The following is a 15,747-nucleotide window of genomic DNA, read 5'->3' on the forward strand; positions in this document are numbered from 1 at the left end:
TCGTGACACTCGGCGCGCCGTGTGTCACCACACGGGTTGGCACGGCGCGCGCAAGGGGTTTGGGGGCCCGCACAAATGATGTTCCCGTCTGGCGACAGAACCATGCGGATCCACCTCCGTGCGGCTGTTGTCGCTCCTCTGTCGGCTTGATCGGAACGCCGATCGAACCATGACGAGACACTCGACGTCGTTTGCGGATAGGGGAGCCGTCCGGATCCGCGAAGTGCGGGCGTCGGCGAGGGCCTGGACGGGCATTTGTGGCGACGCGTGGCGAGCCATTGTCGGCCGCCGCGCAGACGCGTTGCCGCCCGCTCCATCCCCGAGCCGAATCCTTGCGTCGTCCCGCCGGCACCAGCCGGGCGATCGATGCAGGGTGCACGCGCGAGCCAGCTGCGTGGTGTGCGATTTCGCATTAAGTGCGTACTCGCGAGCGTTCGCTGCGGCCGTCGGGGCCACCGAGCGCGAACTGTGTACCTAGTGTCGGTTCGGCGCTGTGGGGCCGTCTTTGCGGGACCTCGCCCCTGAGTCGGTAGTCACCTATCTGTTCATCATTCGCAATTGACTGAAGTTCATTCGGAAGGATCGCCTGATATGAAGAACGACATCTCGCTCGAGGATTCGGCATGGCGTAAGAGTTCGCGAAGCGGTATGGGCAATTGTGTCGAGGTCGCGGCCGATGGTGGGCGGGTGGGTGTTCGCGACTCGAAGCACCGAGAGGGCGCCGTGCTGGCTTTCGATGCACAGGCGTGGACGAGTTTCCTGTCCGGCCTCAAATCTGGTCCGCTGCGCTAATTACGCTCGCAGGTGAGCGTCGAGGTTACGGAAGAAATCCTTCCGTAACCTTCCCTTCCGAGACCGCGGTTCTGCATACTGGTGGAGCCGCGGTCACTCGTCTGTGTAGTAACAGTCACGGTAAGTGAGCTACATGCACGGGCCCGTGGGGAAGGGAGCGGGGTGTGGCGGAGAAAGACGGCGTATTCCGGAAGGCGAAAGCCAGCGCCATGGGTAACTGCGTCGAAGTCGCATTTACCCAAGATGACGTCAGGGTGCGCGACTCCAAGCAGGTTCCGGGTGGAGCAGTCTTAGCTTTCTCCACGTCGGTGTGGCTCGACTTCACCAGGGGGGTGAAGGAAGGCCATTTCGATCCGCCGAGATGAGTTATCGGTACCGCTGCGTTACTGGTGCCACTGAGTAACTCTCTCGCACGTCACAGGACTGTCCCCTCTGCGCAAGGCCAAGATGCGCAGAGGGGACAGTCTTTTTCTCGGCCCCCCACCCCTGTGGGCCGAGGCTCACCCCGTGATCAACGTCCGTACGTTCGGCCCCGGCAGGCGCGCCAGCAGATACCCGGTGGTCGTCACCTCGTGGACCGTCAGTGCGTCCAACTCGGCCGAGAGCACGACCACCGGCCACTCGTCGGGATCTTCCGACGTGACCGCCCACCCGACGATCTGTCCGCCGTTCACGGAGCCCCACGGGAGGACCCCGGCCGGCTCCGGGTGGAACGCCGGTGGATAGGCGTCGCGGCAGATGTCTCGGATCGACTCGATCAGCCGGTGGATTCCGTCGTTCCACGCGACCAGATCGAGCGGCCCGCCGTTGTCCGGGCCGTAGACGACCACGTCGGCGACGATGCCCGGACCGCGATCGTCGATCAGTTCCCGGTAGTCCGTCGGCAACCTGGTACCGAGTGCGTGTTCCACTTCGAGCCAGTCGGCCGATCGGCCGTTCTCGCGCTGCGGCGGGGCGACTCGCCGCAGCACCTGGGCCGCACTTCCCGGAGCGGGTGCGGCGGTGCGCCCCCGTAAGTCAGGCCACACGGCCGAGCGATCGGCCGCCGACCCGTGCCCTACTGACCCGTGCCCTAACGAGCCGTGCCCCACGGGCCCGTTCGGCCCCGAAGAGCCGTGCTGCATTCCGTCGTGCTGCATCCCGCGCCAGTAGTGGTAATCGGGATAGTCGGCAACAACCCAGACCTTCGTCCGCTGAAGCCGGGGCGGGGCCCCGAGGATTCTGCGTCTCAGCCGACCGAACGTTCCTGTCCACTCCACTTCCATCTCTACCCCCTTGACGGTCCCGGTCGTGCATCCGTCCACGAGCAGTGTGCAACATGCAGAGCGGAACACGCAAGGCGCAATCCTTAAATCAGCAAGGCCCGTGTCGCAAACCTGCTTGCGCAAATGTCCAGAAGCAAGATGTGCCCAGTGGGGGCGATGAGGCGCGCGAAATCAGGAGGAACAAAGGAGAAACCTGTCCGGCCCTGAGGTCACGGTCCACCGCCTCGCCCCCAGATGACACCATCCACTTCATGACGACGTCGGGACGGTCCGAGTCACCGGCCGCGCCACCGCGCACCTCTGAAGACCTCGAAGAGCCGGAAATCGCCCCGCTCATCGAAGCGCCCGAGCCGCCGCGCCGTGTCCACCGGCCGCTCGACCTCGTCCGCCTGCTGGTCTCGTCCGCCGGCCTCGTCGTCGCGATGCTGGTCGGCGCTTTCACCACGAACACGGTCGCGGGCATCGACAAGGACGTCACCAACGCCACCGAGCCGCTCCCGACCGCGCTCGGCGTCCTGATCACCACCGGATCCGGCCTGCTCATGCTGGCCCTGCCCGCCGTGATCGTGGTCGACCTGCTGATCCGCCGCCGGCTCCGGATCCTCGCCGACGGCGCGCTCGCGTTCCTGGCCTGCCTGGCCTGGGTCGCCGCGCTCCAGTCGGTGCTGCGGCAGGTCGCCAACGCCGACGCGCTCGCCGCCTCGCTCACCGCGGCCCAGGCCGCGGACCCGGCCATCACCGGCTTCAGCGCCGGGGTCGCGGCGATCGCGACCGTCGCCCAGGTCGGCCGTCAGCCCCGTCTGCGTGTCCTGGCCACAGTGGTGTTCGCGCTCTTCGGGCTGGCCCAGGTGACGCTCGGCGCCACCGCGGTCGCGGTGCTGATCTCGTTTCTCATCGGCCGGGTCGTCGGCATGTTCGTACGCTGGGCGGCCGGCACGAATCCCTCCCGCCCCAGTCCCCGCGCGGTGGTGGCCGAGCTCCGCCGGGCCGGTGTCGAGCTCGTCTCGCTGCGTCCGCGTCACCTCGACACCGAGGACCCGGTCTTCTTCGACGCCGTCGACACCAACGGCCGCGCGCTCGTCGTCCACGTGCTCGACCGTGACCACGAGGGCGCGGGCGTCCTGCAAGCGTTCTGGCGGACGTTGCGGTTCCGCGAGCCGGCCGGCCGCAAGGCGCTCGTCTCACTGCGGCGCGCCGTCGAGCACGAGGCGCTGATCAGCGCGGTGATGGCGGCCACCGGCGCCCGGGTGCAGGCGATGGTCGCCGCCGTCCCGGTCGAGCCCGACGCGGTCGTTCTCGCCTACGAGGACGTCCCCGGCCCGTCGTTGGACGAGATCGAGGAACTCGACGACGCCCGGCTCGACGCGACCTGGCAGCAGGTCCTGCTGTTGCACCGCCGGGCGATCGCGCACCGCGCCCTGACCGGCTCGAACATCGTCTTCCCCCCGGACGGCGGCGCCGGCCTCCGGTTCAGCGGCGCGGCCGGGCTGATCGCCGCACCGGTCGCCGCGCTCCGCATCGACCTCGCGCAGCTGCTCGTGACGCTGGCGCTCAAGGTCGGCGTCGACCGGGCCGTCGACAGTGCACTCCGCGAGCTCGGCACCGGCCGGCTGGCCGAGGCGGTCTCCGCGCTGCAGCCGGTCGCGCTCGGCCGGACCAGCCGCCAGGCGCTCCGTCGCGACAAGACACTGATCGACACGCTCCGCGACCGGATCCTCGACCTGCTCGGCGCCGTCCCGCCGGCCGAACCGGTCCGGCTGGAGCGCCTGCGCCCCCGCACGATCATCTCGGTCGTCGCGCTCACGGTGGCCGCGTACATCCTGCTCGACCAGATCGCCGGTCTCGACCTGGTCGCGGTCATCACCAGCGCGAACTGGCTCTGGCTGGCGGTCGCGGTGCTGCTCGGCGGAATCCGGTTCGTCGGCGCGGGGATCGCGCTCACCGGCTTCGTCGCCGAGCGTCTGCGGTTCGCCCGGACGTTGATCGTCCAGGTGGCCTCGTCGTTCCTCGGGCTGGTCGCGCCGGCCGGGGTCGGTGGCGCGGCGCTCAACGTGCGCTACCTGCAGCAGGCGGGCGTGCCGGCCGCGGCCGCCGTGGCCGCGGTCGCGCTCTGGCAGATCGGGACGGTCGGCGTCACCGTGCTGCTGCTCGTCGTCGTCGGGCTGATCGCGGGGAACGACCAGGCCCGCTCGCTGGAGGTCCCGGACGGCGCGTTCTACACGCTCGGCGGCGTGGTGGCGGTCGTCGCCATCGTGTTCATGATCCCGGTCGGCCGCCGGTTCCTGCTGGCCCGCCTGCGCCCGTACCTGGCCCAGATCACGCCCCGGCTGGCGACGGTCTTCACCCGCCCGGCCCGGCTCGGTGCCGGGGTCTTCGGCACGATCCTGCAGTCGGTGGCCACCGTCCTGGTGATGAGCGCCTGCATCGAGGGCTTCGGCGGCTCACTGTCCTGGTCGGTCGTCGCGGTCGTGGTGCTCGCGGGAACCGCGCTCGGATCCGCGGCCCCCACGCCCGGCGGCCTCGGCGCGGTGGAGGCGGTCCTCTCCGCCGGCCTGACCGCCGGCGGTCTCGACGGCGCGACCGCGGTCTCGTCGGTACTGCTGTTCCGCATGCTCACGTTCTGGTTGCCCGTGCTGCCCGGCTGGTTCGCCTTTACCTGGCTGTCCCGCAAACAACTCGTTTAGCGGACGCCTGCCCGCGCGCGAAATCAGCGGGCCGCGAGTCCACTTGGCACCGCCGTGCGCTTGTGCATGTTGCAGATCTGGTTCATGCTTTCTGCAATCACTCGAACGCATAGTTATCCCTGCGGTTTGCTGCTCGACGGGGGGTGTCTGAAGTGGATGCGCAGGTGTGGATCGGCCTCGTGACCGCGGTGATCGCGGTTCTCACGATCGGCGTGATGTACCAGCTCGCGCGGCGGGAGCGGGACGACCCGGGCTTCTGCGTGTTACGGATGCCGACGCCCACCGGCTGGCAGTTGACCGCGTACAACGTCGGACGCTCCGAGGCGCTGCTGGCCTGGTTCGAGCTGGTCCCCGACGCGTACGGCCGCGCGGGGGAGTTGCGGCCGGGCACGGCGGCGGCGCGCGTACCAGCCGGCGGGCACCTGCGGACCGAGGTCATCACGGCCCGGCAAGTGCCGGGCCTGGGCGTCGACCTGTGCTGGGTCGACCGGACGCGCGGCGAGCACCGCCTCCCGATCCCGCTGCCCGACCTGTCGCCGACCGCACCGCCGGAGCCGGCGCCCGAACCCGGGATCGAGCCGGAACCCGAGATCGGGACCTGACGGGCGGTCAACGGCGGCTGGGAATGCGCAGCATCCGGGCCACCGCGGCGAACGCCCGACCGGCCAGCGCGATGTCGGCGTCGGTCAGCGTCGCCCGGGCCGTCAGACGCAGGCAGGAGCGCCCGTCGGGTACCGACGGCGGCCGGATGCACCCCACCTTGACCCCGAACTCCGCACACACCGCCTGCGCGTGCAGTGCCGCGTGCGGATCGCCGATCGTCACCGTGAGCACCGCCGCGTCCGGCCGGGTCACCGGCAGGCCCGCTGACCGCGCCGCCCAGGCGAGCTCACCGGCCCGGGCCCGCGCGCTCACGATCAGCTCCGGCGTCGACGACAGGATCCGCAGCGCGGTCAGCGCCGCGGCCACCGACCCCGGCGCCAGCCCGGTATCGACCATGAACGGCCGGGCCCGGTCGATCAGCTCCTGGATCACGTCCGGAGCTCCGACGACCGCACCGCCCTGCGACCCGAGCGACTCCGACAGTGCGATCGTCCGGACGACGCCCGGCTCACCTGCCAGCCCGGCCGCGTAGACCGCGCCCCGCCCGCGCTCGCCGACGATTCCCAGCGCGTGTGCCTCGTCGACGACGAGCAGCGCGCCGTACCGGCGGCACACCTCGGCGAGCTCCGGCAGCGGCGCGAGGTCTCCGCCGATGGCGAACACCCCGTCGGTGACGACGACCGCGTGCTCTTCCGGCCGCCCGGCCAGCGCCCGTTCGGCCGCCCCGACGTCCCGATGGGGAACGACGGTCACCCGGGAACGCGACAGCCGGCAGGCGTCCACCAGGGAAGGGTGGTTGAGCTCGTCGGAGACGACGAGGACCTCCGGGCCGCCGAGGGCCGCCAGCGCGCCGAGGTTGGCGAGGTAGCCGGACGAGAAGACCAGCGCGTCCGGCGCACCGGAGAACCGGGCCAGCGCGGCCTCGAGTTCGGCGTGCAGCGTGGTCGTGCCGGTCAGCAGACGCGAGCCGGTCGCGCCGGCCCCCCAGGTGAGCGCGGCCGCCGCAGCGGCGGACACCACCCGCTCGTCGGCGGACAGCCCCAGGTAGTCGCTGCCGGCCAGGTCGGTCAGGCCGTCGCCACCCACCGGTCGTGGCCGCAGCCGCCGGGTGAGCCCGGCGACCGTCCGCACCGAGTACGCGTCCCGCAGACGCTGAAGAGGATCACTCACCTACGCGCCTCGACTGTCCGTTGTGTCCCGTCCCTTACACCCGCAACCTGCGGTTTTGCCTCGTGGGCGGAGTGTGACACAAGAACCTGGGCCCTCGGTACGAGTCTGGGTGATCCCCATACCGGCCGGTAGCCCGTACGGAGCCCCGGTTGCGTACCGCGACCAGCGCAGCACCCTCCGAAGGGAGGATCACGCTTCGCGGTCGTGATTCCACCCGTTCGGCCGATCAGCTCACAGGCCGGAAAACTGCGCGTGCAACGATCGGAGCGTGTCGACACTGCGGGACCTGGTTGAAGAGCACACGTCGCTGTCCGCGGAGGACCTCGATCACCTGCACCGGCTGGCCGGCGACTGGCAGCTGCTCGCCGACCTGAGCTTCGCCGACCTGCTGCTCTGGCTCCCGGTGGCGGAGAGCGGTTTTCTCTGCGCGGCCCAGGTGCGCCCGACGACCGCGCCCACCGCGTACCACGACGACATGGTCGGCAAGATGGCGATCGATTCGGTCGTCGAGCAGCTCACGACCGCGATGATCGAGCGACGGATCTGGCGCGAGGGCGACCCGGTCTGGCACGACGGCGTCCCGGCCCGTCAGGAGGCGGTCCCGGTGCGGCACGGCGACCGGGTGATCGCGGTCGTCGGGCGGGTCACGAACCTGGCCGCGACCCGCGTGCCGAGCCAGCTCGAGCTCAGCTACCTGCAGGCGGCGGACGACCTGTGCCTGATGGTGGCGGGCGGGTCGTTCCCGCCGCCGCCGACCGAGGAGAAGACCGCGTCGGCGCCCCGGGTCGGCGACGGGCTGGTCCGGCTCAACTCGCTCGGCATCGTGACGTACGCGAGCCCGAACGCCCAGTCGGCCTACCGGCGGCTGGGGCTGGCCGGCGACCTGGTGGGGGAAGACCTGGCGACGCTCACCCGGGGCCTGGCGACCGACCCGCTGGACGGCGGCGAAGTGTGCTCACGGATCCTGGCCGCGGTGCGCGGCGAGGTGAAGGGACGCACCGAGGTCGAGGCCCGGGGCGCGACCGTGCTGATCCGGGCGCTGCCGCTGCTGCCGGACGGGATGCCGATCGGCGCGCTGGTGCTCGTCCGGGACGTGACCGACGTCCGGCGCCGTGACAAAGCATTGGTAACCAAGGATGCGACGATCCGGGAGATCCACCACCGGGTGAAGAACAACCTCCAGACGGTGGCGGCCCTGCTGCGTCTGCAGGCCCGCCGGGTCGGCACCGCGGACGCCCGGGCGGCGCTGGAGGAGTCGGTGCGGCGGGTCGCGTCGATCGCCATGGTGCACGAGACGCTGGCGTCGTCGCTGGACGAGACCGTGGACTTCGACTCGATCGTCGACCGGGTGATCTCGATGGTCGCCGACGTCGCGGCACCGGAGTCGCGGGTGCGGGTGCGTCGGGTCGGGTCGTTCGGCGTGCTGGCAGCGCAGATCGCGACGCCGCTGGTGACCGTGTCGACCGAGCTCGTGCAGAACGCGGTGGAACACGCCTACGGGCCGGGGCAGGCGGGCGAGGTGACGGTCGCCGCGCACCGCTGGCGCGGGCGGCTGCACGTACGGATCACCGACGACGGCAAGGGGCTGCCGGACAACTTCGAGCTCGACAGCTCGGAGCGGCTCGGTCTGCAGATCGTCCGGACGCTGGTGACCGGAGAACTGAACGGGACCCTGGAGCTGCGCCCCCGCCCCGAGGGTGGCACCGAAGCGGTGCTCGTCGTTCCTCTGATTCCGTCGCGTTAGAACGTGAACGGCCCGGATCCCAAGGGATCCGGGCCGGTCAGGCTCGTGCGAAGGTTTAGGCGGTGCGGGCGCGCTGACGGTTGCGGCGCTTGAGCGCCCGGCGTTCGTCTTCGCCCAGACCGCCCCACACGCCGGCGTCCTGACCCGACTCGATCGCCCACTGGAGACAAGACTCCGTGACCGAACAGCGGCGGCAGACAGCCTTCGCCTCTTCCACCTGCAACAAGGCCGGTCCGGTCGTCCCGATCGGGAAGAACAGCTCCGGGTCCTCGTCGCGGCAGAGGGCGCGGTGGCGCCAGTCCATGCCAATTCTCCTTGTATCGATCTGGGTTGTCGCCGTCCATGCCCACACCGAGCCGGACGGCGGCTGGTAGCTCATGTGTGGTGTTGCTTGTGAATGCTTTCACGAACTGCGGCTATGTCAAGGGGTTGTGAACCTTATTTAGGACGGCGGTGAGTCGACTCACCTGCGGTTAGATCGGACAATACGCCAGTAACGGCGTACTTCACCCTCATCTGAGGTACAAGCCGCCGGGAGAGTTACGCTCCGCAGCCACCGGTTGTGCGTCCGAACCGCAGGAGTGTGCCAACTGACCCGCCTACGGCCGGTCCGGTCAGTAACGCCCCTCGCTGCTATGAACGCTTACGGGACGGTGGTTTCCGCGCTTCTTAACGCCTAAAACGTTTCCACACGAGGAACTTTTAAGGCTTCTTCGTCGCTGTGTCGGAAAATTACCGAGCGGTGAACTCAGACCACGACGCGCAAGGCGTCGGGAACGCCACTAAATCGCATCTCGGTCAGTTCACCGAGATAGTCGCCGTCTACCTGAGCCGCCAGCGGAGTGTCCGTTCGGAGCACGAACCCGGAGAGGTCGTGGCGCCGCAGAATCTGGCGTCCGTGGGGGTCGGGGCGGGGAGACAGGATCTGCCAGACCGTCCGCAGCGTGCTCGGCAGCCGCCACGCGCGCAGTGCCAGCAAATCCAGCCCGGTCTCGAACGAGGCGTCCGGGCACGGATTTACCGGACGTGCCCCCAAATAGGTCCACGGCGAGCAGTTCTGCACGATCACCGCGGCGAACCGGCCGTTCGGCTCCGACGTTTCCCGATCCGCTGTTCTGCCGAGGGCGGCATCGGGTGGATCGATTTTCAGTTCGACGTTCGCGGCCTGCCGTTCCGGGCCGGTGAGGTACTGCGCCACGGCCGAACGGACGTAGAGGCCCGGTGTCGCGGTCCGTCCGGTGCTCCGCGCACTCTCCACCCGGCTCACCACGGCCGCGTCGAGGCCGTAGCCCGCACAGAAGATGAACCAGCGGTCGTTGACCCGGCCGAGTCCGATCGTCCGCCTACGGCCCTCTCGGAGGGCTTCCAGCAGCAGCCCGGTGGCGTCGACGGGGTCGCGTGGTGCGCCCAGCGCGCGGATGAACACGTTGGCGGATCCGCCCGGCACCACGCCGAGTGACGGCAGGTCGGCCCGCGGTCCGTCCACCAGCAGGCCGTTGACGACTTCGTTCACGGTGCCGTCGCCGCCGAGCGCCACCACGACGTCGTAGGACTCGCGGGCGGCACGGGTGCCGAGTTCGATCGCGTGGCCGCGGTGGGTGGTCTCGACGATCTCCAGGTCGAGCTCGGCCGAGAGGGCGGAGACCAGCACCTCACGGGTGCGGGGTCGCGTGGTCGTGGCGGTAGGGTTGACCACCAGAAGTGCACGCATAATGGCGATTCTACTTGTCGGTAGGCTTGAGCTGTGACTGACCGTCCGGAGCCGGTAGCAGAAGCGGAGGCCGGCCCCCTCGTCCTGCGCTGGGGCGTTCTCGTCCTCTGGATCCAGGCCGCGCTGGTCGCGGTGCTGGCGATCATCGAGTTGGTCCAGTTGATCCGGAACGGCACCGACCAGTTCGAATGGGCGGCCTGGATCATCGCCGGCCCGCTGGTCGCGGCGGCCGCGCTGTTCTACGCCGGTCGTCTGCTGGTGAACCGCAAACCGGCTGGGCGAGGGCTCGCGGTCGCCATCCAGCTGTCGGCCGTCCCGGTGGTGTTCTTCATGATCACCGGCGACAGCGACGCCTGGGTGAAGGTGCTCGGCGCCGTGATCGGAGCCTCGGTGATCGCGTGCGTCGCACTGGTCACCGCCCCGGCGTCCCGCCGGGCCATCGGGCTCTGACGCTCCGTCACCGGGCCGCCACTACTCAGGGTGTTCCAGACCCTCACGCAAGTGTGCCAACGTCCGGCTGAGTAGTCGCGAGACGTGCATCTGGGACACGCCGATCTCCGCGGCGATCTCCGATTGGGTCATGTTCGCGAAAAATCGGAGCGCCAGGATCTGCCGCTCGCGGGACGTCAACCGGCTCAGGAGCGGGCGCAGTGAGGCTCGGTGCTCGACGTTCTCCAGCGCGGCCTGGGCGTCGCACGCGGCCGGGTGGGCGGCGCCCCCGGGCGCGTCGTCCGCCAGTTCGACGTCGAGCGAGACGGTGGTGTACGCGTGCGCGGAGCCGATCGCCTCGAGGACCTCCTCCTCGGTGAGCTGCGTGTAGCCGGCGAGCTCGGCGATCGTGGGGGAGCGGGAGAGGCGGCCGAACAGGTCGCCGGTGGCCCGGGAGACGGCGAGGGTGTGCTCCTGCATCCGCCGCGGAACGCGGATCGCCCAGCCGCGGTCGCGGAAGTGCCGTTTGACTTCGCCAACCACCGTAGGTGTTGCATATGTGGAGAATTCGACCCCGCGTTCGAGATCGAAGCGGTCCACCGCCTTGATCAAGCCGATGGTCGCGACCTGCACCAGGTCGTCCATCGGCTCGCCCCGGCCGGCGAACCGCCGGACGAGGTAGTGGGCCAGCGGCAGGTGCCGCCGGACGAGTTCGTCCCGGTGGGTCCGCCACTCCGGGGTGCCCGGCACACAGGCCTGCAGCCGCCGGAACAGTTCGTGGGACGCGTGCCGGTCACGCTCGGCCGCGGTGACCACGACGTCGGGCGTGTCGGATTCGGACGGCGCCTGGCGGCGCATCGGGGCCCGCCGCAGCGGCGCCCGTTCCTCCGGATGTCCCTCGTCGGGCGTGTGGTCGTCGGCCGGACCGGCCGGGACCGGGACCCGCGAAGACTCGTGCTCCGCCCGGACCTCACGCCGACCGGCCGGACGTACGGCCGGGTCGGACGAGGGGTTGCCGGGACGTCGCGAGTTGTTCACGGAGTCCGGCTCCGCCGCTTGACCAGCCCGATGGTGAGCTGGTCGTTGCTGACCTCGGCGTCCACCTCGCCGGTCAGGGCCGTGAGGACCTGCCAGGCGAACGTGTTCTGCGGGGGCAAGCTGCGGCGGACGCCGGGAAGGGTGACGGTGACGGCGATCTCGTCGGGGGTGAGGGTGAAGCGGCAGTGCAGCTCGGAGTCGGGAAGCTCCTCGCCGTCCAGCAGCATCGCGCAGGCCTCGTCGACCGCGATCCGCAGGTCTTCGATCTCGTCGAGCGTGAAGTGCAGCCGGGCCGCGAGCCCGGCCGTCGCAGTGCGGAGCACCGATAGGTAAACGCTGTTCGCGGGAAGGGTCAGTAGAACGAGGTCCGCATCAGGATCGCCGTCCACGCTCTGTCCCTCCGCGAGAGGGCCTCCGGCCCGCGGTGCCGCCGAAAGGCTGCTGGTGGCGTCTCCTGGTGCCCGGGAGCCGGGTACGTATGCTGCCGTCGCCTCCACGCCACCCCTCCCCGTGTGCCGTCGCGCACTATGGTCTTTGTCTCGCTATGCGGTGTTCCCCCGACCGCACTTTACGGCTCAGCCGGTTCTGAGGGGAGTCCACACGCGAGTCGCTCGGGTGATAGCTGTGGACTCACTCGCCGGCCAGGCGTCCGAGCGCCTCGCCGTCGACCCGGTACGGGATCCATTCGGTGAGGGCTTTCGCGCCCATCGCGGCGTACGCGTCCCGGGCCGGGGCGTTCCAGTCCAGCACCCACCATTCGAACCGGGCGTAGCCGCGCTCGGTGCAGATCCGGGCCAGCCGGGAGAGCAGTGCGCGGGCTGCGCCGCTGCGGCGCGCCTCCGGACGCACGTAGAGGTCTTCCAGGTAGATCCCGTGGACGCCACGCCAGGTGGAGAAATTCAGGAACCAGAGGGCGAAGCCGACGGTGCTGCCGTCGTCGCCGCTCACGACGTGCGCGTACACCGCCGGGGCCGGGCCGAAGAGGGCCGCCTCCAGCTGGCCGGACGTGAGCGTGCATTCGTCCGGGGCCTTCTCGTAGGCGGCCAGCTCGTGCACCATCGCGACGATGTCGGCCACGTCGTCCGCGGTCGCCTCGCGAACCTGCCAGCTCACGACCAGGCCGCCGGGAGGTTCCAGTGGCGGATCACCGGCGCGTCGTGCTCGGTGTCGAGCACGCTCACGGTGGCGGTGCTCAGTGCGAACAGCCGGCCGCCGGAGGCCGGCAACCCGAGCCAGCGTGCGGTCAGCACCCGCAGGATGTGGCCGTGGGCGAACAGCACCACGTTCCCCGACGTCAGCGCGGCCCGCGTCCGTTCGAGCACCCGGTCGACGCGGTGCCCGGCCTGCTCGACGGTCTCGCCGCCGGGGTTCGGGCTGGTCCAGACCGACCAGCCGGGCTCCTGCTCGCGGATCTGCGCGGTGGTGATGCCCTCGTAACGGCCGTAGTCGACCTCGCGGAGGTCGTCGTCGGTCTCCACCGGGACACCGGCGAGCTCGGCCGTGTTCCGGGCGCGCCGGAGCGGGCTCGACAGCGCGAGAGCGGGGGTTCGGGTGCCGAGCAGTTCGGCGAGCAGCGGGCGGAGCGCCGTCGCCGCGGCTTCGCCGACCTCGGTCAGCGGCAGATCGGTGTTGCTGGTGTGCTGGCCGGACTTCGACCATTCCGTCTCGCCGTGGCGGACCAGGAAGACGGCAGCGCCGGCCGCCCCCACGGACGTGGAGGCGGCCGGCGAACTGTCGGGCGTCACGCCTTCTTGGTCTCCCAGAAGATCTCGGCGATCTCGTCGATCTTGCCGAGAAGCTGGTCGGCGACCGCGACGTCCAGCGTGCCCTTGCCGCCGGACGCGCCGGCGAGCTTCGTGGCCTCGTTGAACAGCGTGTGCAGCTGCGGGTACTTCTCGAAGTGCGGCGGCTTGAAGTAGTCGGTCCACAGCACCCACAGGTGGTGCTTGACCAGCTCGGACCGCTGCTCCTTGATGACGATCGCCCTGGTGCGGAACACCGGGTCCTCGTTGCCGTGGTACTTCTCGATGATGGCCTTGACCGACTGCGCCTCGATCCGGGCCTGGGCCGGGTCGTAGACGCCGCAGGGCAGGTCGCAGTGGGCGTGTGCGACAGTGCGCGGCGCGAGGAAGCGCGGCAACCGCATGGGATCAGTCCTCCGGTGGGATGATGCGTCCGACGAACGACTACTTAACGAACCCTACTCCGGGTGGTACGTGCCTCCTCTCACCCCTGCCGAGCGGTCGCTCGGACGGTCTCGCTGGGTTCACATCCTGGTGAGCGGCCCGTCGATGGTTCCTACCCTCAAGCACGGTGACCATGTGCTGGTCCGTCGCACGGCGAGGGTCCACGCGGGCGACGTCGTGGTCGGCGCGTTCCCCGCGCGTCCCGACCTGCTGGTGGTCAAGCGCGCGGTGCGGCGCGTCGACGACGGCTGGTGGCTCTCGTCCGACAACGAGGCGGTCGCCGACGACTCGCGTCGGTACGGTCCGGCCGCCGTGTACGGACGTGTCGCTCTGCGCTTCTGGCCGCTGTCGCGGCTGGGTATCCTGACCAGGAAGGATTTCGCAGGGACGCAGTGACTTACCGCACCCGTCCCAATACGTGGTACACCTGATCGATCCACTCGTGCGAGAATCCTGTGTCTCTCTCCGGGCGACCCCCGGGTGACGCGACCGCCGCACCCACGACCGTGGGGTCCTGCCGCACCGTCCGCCGCGCCCGTAGTCGAGGAGCCCCTTGTGAGCGCCCTGCCCATCAACCCCTCCGTCTTCGACAGTGAGAACGGTCCCGATCCGGTCTTCGCCGCGCACCGCGGCGGAAAGATGGAGATCGCCGCGACGATCCCGCTGGAGAACCGGGACGACCTCTCGATCGCCTACACGCCCGGTGTCGCCCGGGTCTGCAGCGCGATCGCCGAGGATCCGGCGCTGTTCGACGAGTTCACCTGGGCGTCGCGCACGGTCGCCGTGGTGACCGACGGCACCGCCGTGCTCGGCCTCGGCAACATCGGTCCCAAGGCCGCGATGCCGGTCATGGAGGGCAAAGCTGTCCTCTTCAAGAAGTTCGGCGGCATCGACGCGATCCCGATCTGCCTGGACACGACCGACCCCGACGAGATCATCGAGACGGTCGTGCGGCTCGCACCCTCGTTCGGCGGCATCAACCTCGAAGACATCAGCGCGCCGCGCTGCTTCGGGATCGAGGCGGCGCTCGCCGAGCGGCTCGACATCCCGGTCTTCCACGACGACCAGCACGGCACCGCGGTCGTGGCGACCGCGGCACTGGAGAACGCGGCCCGGCTCACCGGGCGCAACCTGGCCGACCTGCGGGTCGTCGTGTCCGGCGCGGGTGCGGCCGGCGTCGCGGTGACCAAGATGCTGCTCGCGGCCGGTGTCGGCGACATCGCGGTGGCGGACTCGCGGGGCATCATCCACCTCGGCCGCGGCAACCTGACCCCGGTCAAGAGCGAGGTGGCCGCGATCACGAACCGCTCCGCGATCACGGGTTCGATCGAGGAAGCGCTCAAGGGTGCGGACGTGTTCGTCGGCCTGTCGTCCGGTCAGGTCCCGGAGTCGGCGGTGGCGACGATGGCGCCCGGCTCGTTCATCTTCGCGATGGCGAACCCCGACCCCGAGGTTCACCCGGACGTCGCGCACAAGTACGCCGCGGTGGTCGCCACCGGCCGGAGCGACTACCCGAACCAGATCAACAACGTGCTCGCGTTCCCGGGCATCTTCCGCGGTGCGCTCGACGTCCGGGCGACGTCGATCACCGAGGGCATGAAGCTCGCCGCGGCCAAGGCACTGGCCGCTGTCGTGGCCGACGAACTGCGGCCCGACCACATCATCCCGAGCCCGTTCGATCCCCGCGTCGCCCCAGCCGTCGCCGCCGCCGTCTCTTCTGAGTGGGCGGCCCGCCCAGAACAACGCTGACAGCTGAGTGGGCGGGCTCCGGGTCGCTACTTCTCGCCTGCGGCGTGTTTTCTAGAGGCGGGACGTGTGGGTGGGGCGGGCGTAGGGGGTGCCTCGCCAGGTTCGGCCGACGATCGTGTTGAGGACCACGAGCCCCAGCACGCCGACGTAGTTCCAGGCGCCCAGTGCTTCGACCGGACGCACGTCGAGCAGCGTGTAGACGAGGATCCAGGCCGCGCTGCCGAAGATCAGCGCGGTGCTGAGCGCGCCGTGCCAAGGGCCGGACGGCGGCTTCGGGTTGCTCTCGCGGTACGACACGGCGCCCCCTCGTGACAGTTGCGCTGACATTCGCTGCCCTCTTGTCAGCGCAGTATCTCGGATGCCATCGTTCGTTGTC

Annotated in this window: 18 protein-coding genes; 8 read left to right on the forward strand and 10 right to left on the reverse strand. The window is 70.0% G+C overall.

Annotated elements, in window-relative coordinates; translation table 11 throughout:
- The first annotated feature begins 591 nt into the window (after positions 1-591).
- Both ACIBZJ_RS22835 and ACIBZJ_RS22840 read left to right on the forward strand, forming a co-directional pair.
- Positions 592-792, forward strand: a complete 201-nt coding sequence (locus ACIBZJ_RS22835; protein WP_395932662.1) for a DUF397 domain-containing protein — start codon at positions 592-594, stop codon at positions 790-792.
- Positions 793-956: 164 nt separating this feature from the next.
- Positions 957-1,157, forward strand: coding sequence for a DUF397 domain-containing protein (locus ACIBZJ_RS22840; RefSeq protein WP_395932664.1), 201 nt, complete (start codon positions 957-959; stop codon positions 1,155-1,157).
- 135 nt (positions 1,158-1,292) lie between these two features.
- On the opposite strand, the gene ACIBZJ_RS22845 is transcribed toward ACIBZJ_RS22840, so the two are convergent.
- On the reverse strand, positions 1,293-1,763 hold the full coding sequence (locus ACIBZJ_RS22845; RefSeq protein ID WP_395932666.1) for an SMI1/KNR4 family protein: 471 nt from the start codon (positions 1,761-1,763) through the stop codon (positions 1,293-1,295).
- A 545-nt stretch (positions 1,764-2,308) separates the two neighbouring features.
- On the opposite strand from ACIBZJ_RS22845, the gene ACIBZJ_RS22850 reads away from it, so the two are divergent.
- Together ACIBZJ_RS22850 and ACIBZJ_RS22855 are read left to right on the forward strand one after the other, a co-directional pair.
- On the forward strand, positions 2,309-4,741 hold the full coding sequence (locus tag ACIBZJ_RS22850) for a lysylphosphatidylglycerol synthase domain-containing protein (protein WP_395932668.1): 2,433 nt from the start codon (positions 2,309-2,311) through the stop codon (positions 4,739-4,741).
- 152 nt (positions 4,742-4,893) lie between these two features.
- Positions 4,894-5,343, forward strand: a complete 450-nt coding sequence (locus ACIBZJ_RS22855) for a hypothetical protein (protein ID WP_395932670.1) — start codon at positions 4,894-4,896, stop codon at positions 5,341-5,343.
- Between the two features lie 7 nt (positions 5,344-5,350).
- On the opposite strand, the gene ACIBZJ_RS22860 is transcribed toward ACIBZJ_RS22855, so the two are convergent.
- Positions 5,351-6,514 (reverse strand): 8-amino-7-oxononanoate synthase, encoded by a 1,164-nt coding sequence (locus ACIBZJ_RS22860; RefSeq protein WP_395932672.1) that lies wholly within the window; start codon positions 6,512-6,514, stop codon positions 5,351-5,353.
- A gap of 268 nt (positions 6,515-6,782) precedes the next feature.
- Here ACIBZJ_RS22860 and ACIBZJ_RS22865 point away from each other — a divergent pair, with 268 nt between their 5' ends.
- Entirely contained in the window at positions 6,783-8,258 is a 1,476-nt protein-coding gene (locus tag ACIBZJ_RS22865; RefSeq protein WP_395932674.1) for a sensor histidine kinase, read from the forward strand.
- A gap of 55 nt (positions 8,259-8,313) precedes the next feature.
- On the opposite strand, the gene ACIBZJ_RS22870 is transcribed toward ACIBZJ_RS22865, so the two are convergent.
- Both ACIBZJ_RS22870 and ACIBZJ_RS22875 read right to left on the reverse strand, forming a co-directional pair.
- Complete coding sequence (locus ACIBZJ_RS22870) at positions 8,314-8,562, reverse strand: WhiB family transcriptional regulator (protein WP_395932676.1); 249 nt, start codon at positions 8,560-8,562, stop codon at positions 8,314-8,316.
- Between the two features lie 444 nt (positions 8,563-9,006).
- Positions 9,007-9,969: a diacylglycerol/lipid kinase family protein gene (locus ACIBZJ_RS22875; RefSeq protein ID WP_395932678.1), complete on the reverse strand. Its 963-nt coding sequence runs from the start codon at positions 9,967-9,969 to the stop codon at positions 9,007-9,009.
- 33 nt (positions 9,970-10,002) lie between these two features.
- Between ACIBZJ_RS22875 and ACIBZJ_RS22880 the strand changes: the two genes are divergently transcribed.
- The gene (locus ACIBZJ_RS22880) at positions 10,003-10,419 is read left to right on the forward strand and encodes a hypothetical protein (RefSeq protein WP_395932680.1); all 417 of its coding nucleotides are present in this window, start codon (positions 10,003-10,005) and stop codon (positions 10,417-10,419) included.
- A 21-nt stretch (positions 10,420-10,440) separates the two neighbouring features.
- Here ACIBZJ_RS22880 and ACIBZJ_RS22885 read toward each other — a convergent pair whose 3' ends face one another.
- The 5 genes from ACIBZJ_RS22885 to sodN all read right to left on the reverse strand — a co-directional run bounded on the left by ACIBZJ_RS22885 (position 10,441) and on the right by sodN (position 13,582).
- Positions 10,441-11,436 carry a SigB/SigF/SigG family RNA polymerase sigma factor gene (locus tag ACIBZJ_RS22885; RefSeq protein WP_395932682.1) on the reverse strand — a complete coding sequence of 332 codons (996 nt, stop codon included), beginning with the start codon at positions 11,434-11,436 and terminating at the stop codon, positions 10,441-10,443.
- Positions 11,433-11,825, reverse strand: coding sequence for a hypothetical protein (locus ACIBZJ_RS22890; RefSeq protein WP_395932684.1), 393 nt, complete (start codon positions 11,823-11,825; stop codon positions 11,433-11,435). Before ACIBZJ_RS22890 ends, ACIBZJ_RS22885 begins: the two co-directional genes overlap by 4 nt.
- 241 nt (positions 11,826-12,066) lie before the next feature.
- Complete coding sequence (locus tag ACIBZJ_RS22895) at positions 12,067-12,549, reverse strand: GNAT family N-acetyltransferase (protein WP_395932686.1); 483 nt, start codon at positions 12,547-12,549, stop codon at positions 12,067-12,069.
- Positions 12,546-13,181, reverse strand: coding sequence for a histidine phosphatase family protein (locus ACIBZJ_RS22900; RefSeq protein WP_395932688.1), 636 nt, complete (start codon positions 13,179-13,181; stop codon positions 12,546-12,548). Before ACIBZJ_RS22900 ends, ACIBZJ_RS22895 begins: the two co-directional genes overlap by 4 nt.
- Positions 13,178-13,582: a superoxide dismutase, Ni gene (gene sodN / locus ACIBZJ_RS22905; RefSeq protein WP_395932690.1), complete on the reverse strand. Its 405-nt coding sequence runs from the start codon at positions 13,580-13,582 to the stop codon at positions 13,178-13,180. The genes ACIBZJ_RS22900 and sodN overlap by 4 nt, the downstream gene beginning before the upstream one ends.
- Here sodN and ACIBZJ_RS22910 point away from each other — a divergent pair.
- Together ACIBZJ_RS22910 and ACIBZJ_RS22915 are read left to right on the forward strand one after the other, a co-directional pair.
- A complete protein-coding gene (locus tag ACIBZJ_RS22910; RefSeq protein ID WP_395932692.1) occupies positions 13,581-14,018 on the forward strand; it encodes a S24 family peptidase in 438 nt (145 codons plus the stop codon). The genes sodN and ACIBZJ_RS22910 overlap by 2 nt on opposite strands.
- A gap of 159 nt (positions 14,019-14,177) precedes the next feature.
- A complete protein-coding gene (locus ACIBZJ_RS22915) occupies positions 14,178-15,371 on the forward strand; it encodes an NADP-dependent malic enzyme (RefSeq protein ID WP_395932694.1) in 1,194 nt (397 codons plus the stop codon).
- 51 nt (positions 15,372-15,422) lie between these two features.
- Here ACIBZJ_RS22915 and ACIBZJ_RS22920 read toward each other — a convergent pair whose 3' ends face one another.
- Positions 15,423-15,668: a cell division protein CrgA gene (locus ACIBZJ_RS22920; protein ID WP_395932696.1), complete on the reverse strand. Its 246-nt coding sequence runs from the start codon at positions 15,666-15,668 to the stop codon at positions 15,423-15,425.
- Positions 15,669-15,747: the final 79 nt, after the last annotated feature.

Origin of the sequence: Cryptosporangium sp. NPDC051539 (genome assembly GCF_044454545.1) — a bacterium.
In the GTDB taxonomy this organism is placed as follows: domain Bacteria; phylum Actinomycetota; class Actinomycetes; order Mycobacteriales; family Cryptosporangiaceae; genus Cryptosporangium.

What these genes read in the sequence shown, in the direction of transcription:
- ACIBZJ_RS22850 (WP_395932668.1), top strand. Translation starts at nt 2,309, where the DNA reads ATGACGACGTCGGGACGGTCCGAGTCACCGGCCGCGCCACCGCGCACC.
- sodN (WP_395932690.1), bottom strand. Translation starts at nt 13,582, where the DNA reads ATGCGGTTGCCGCGCTTCCTCGCGCCGCGCACTGTCGCACACGCCCAC.
- ACIBZJ_RS22870 (WP_395932676.1), bottom strand. Translation starts at nt 8,562, where the DNA reads ATGGACTGGCGCCACCGCGCCCTCTGCCGCGACGAGGACCCGGAGCTG.
- ACIBZJ_RS22910 (WP_395932692.1), top strand. Translation starts at nt 13,581, where the DNA reads ATGGGATCAGTCCTCCGGTGGGATGATGCGTCCGACGAACGACTACTT.
- ACIBZJ_RS22835 (WP_395932662.1), top strand. Translation starts at nt 592, where the DNA reads ATGAAGAACGACATCTCGCTCGAGGATTCGGCATGGCGTAAGAGTTCG.
- ACIBZJ_RS22875 (WP_395932678.1), bottom strand. Translation starts at nt 9,969, where the DNA reads ATGCGTGCACTTCTGGTGGTCAACCCTACCGCCACGACCACGCGACCC.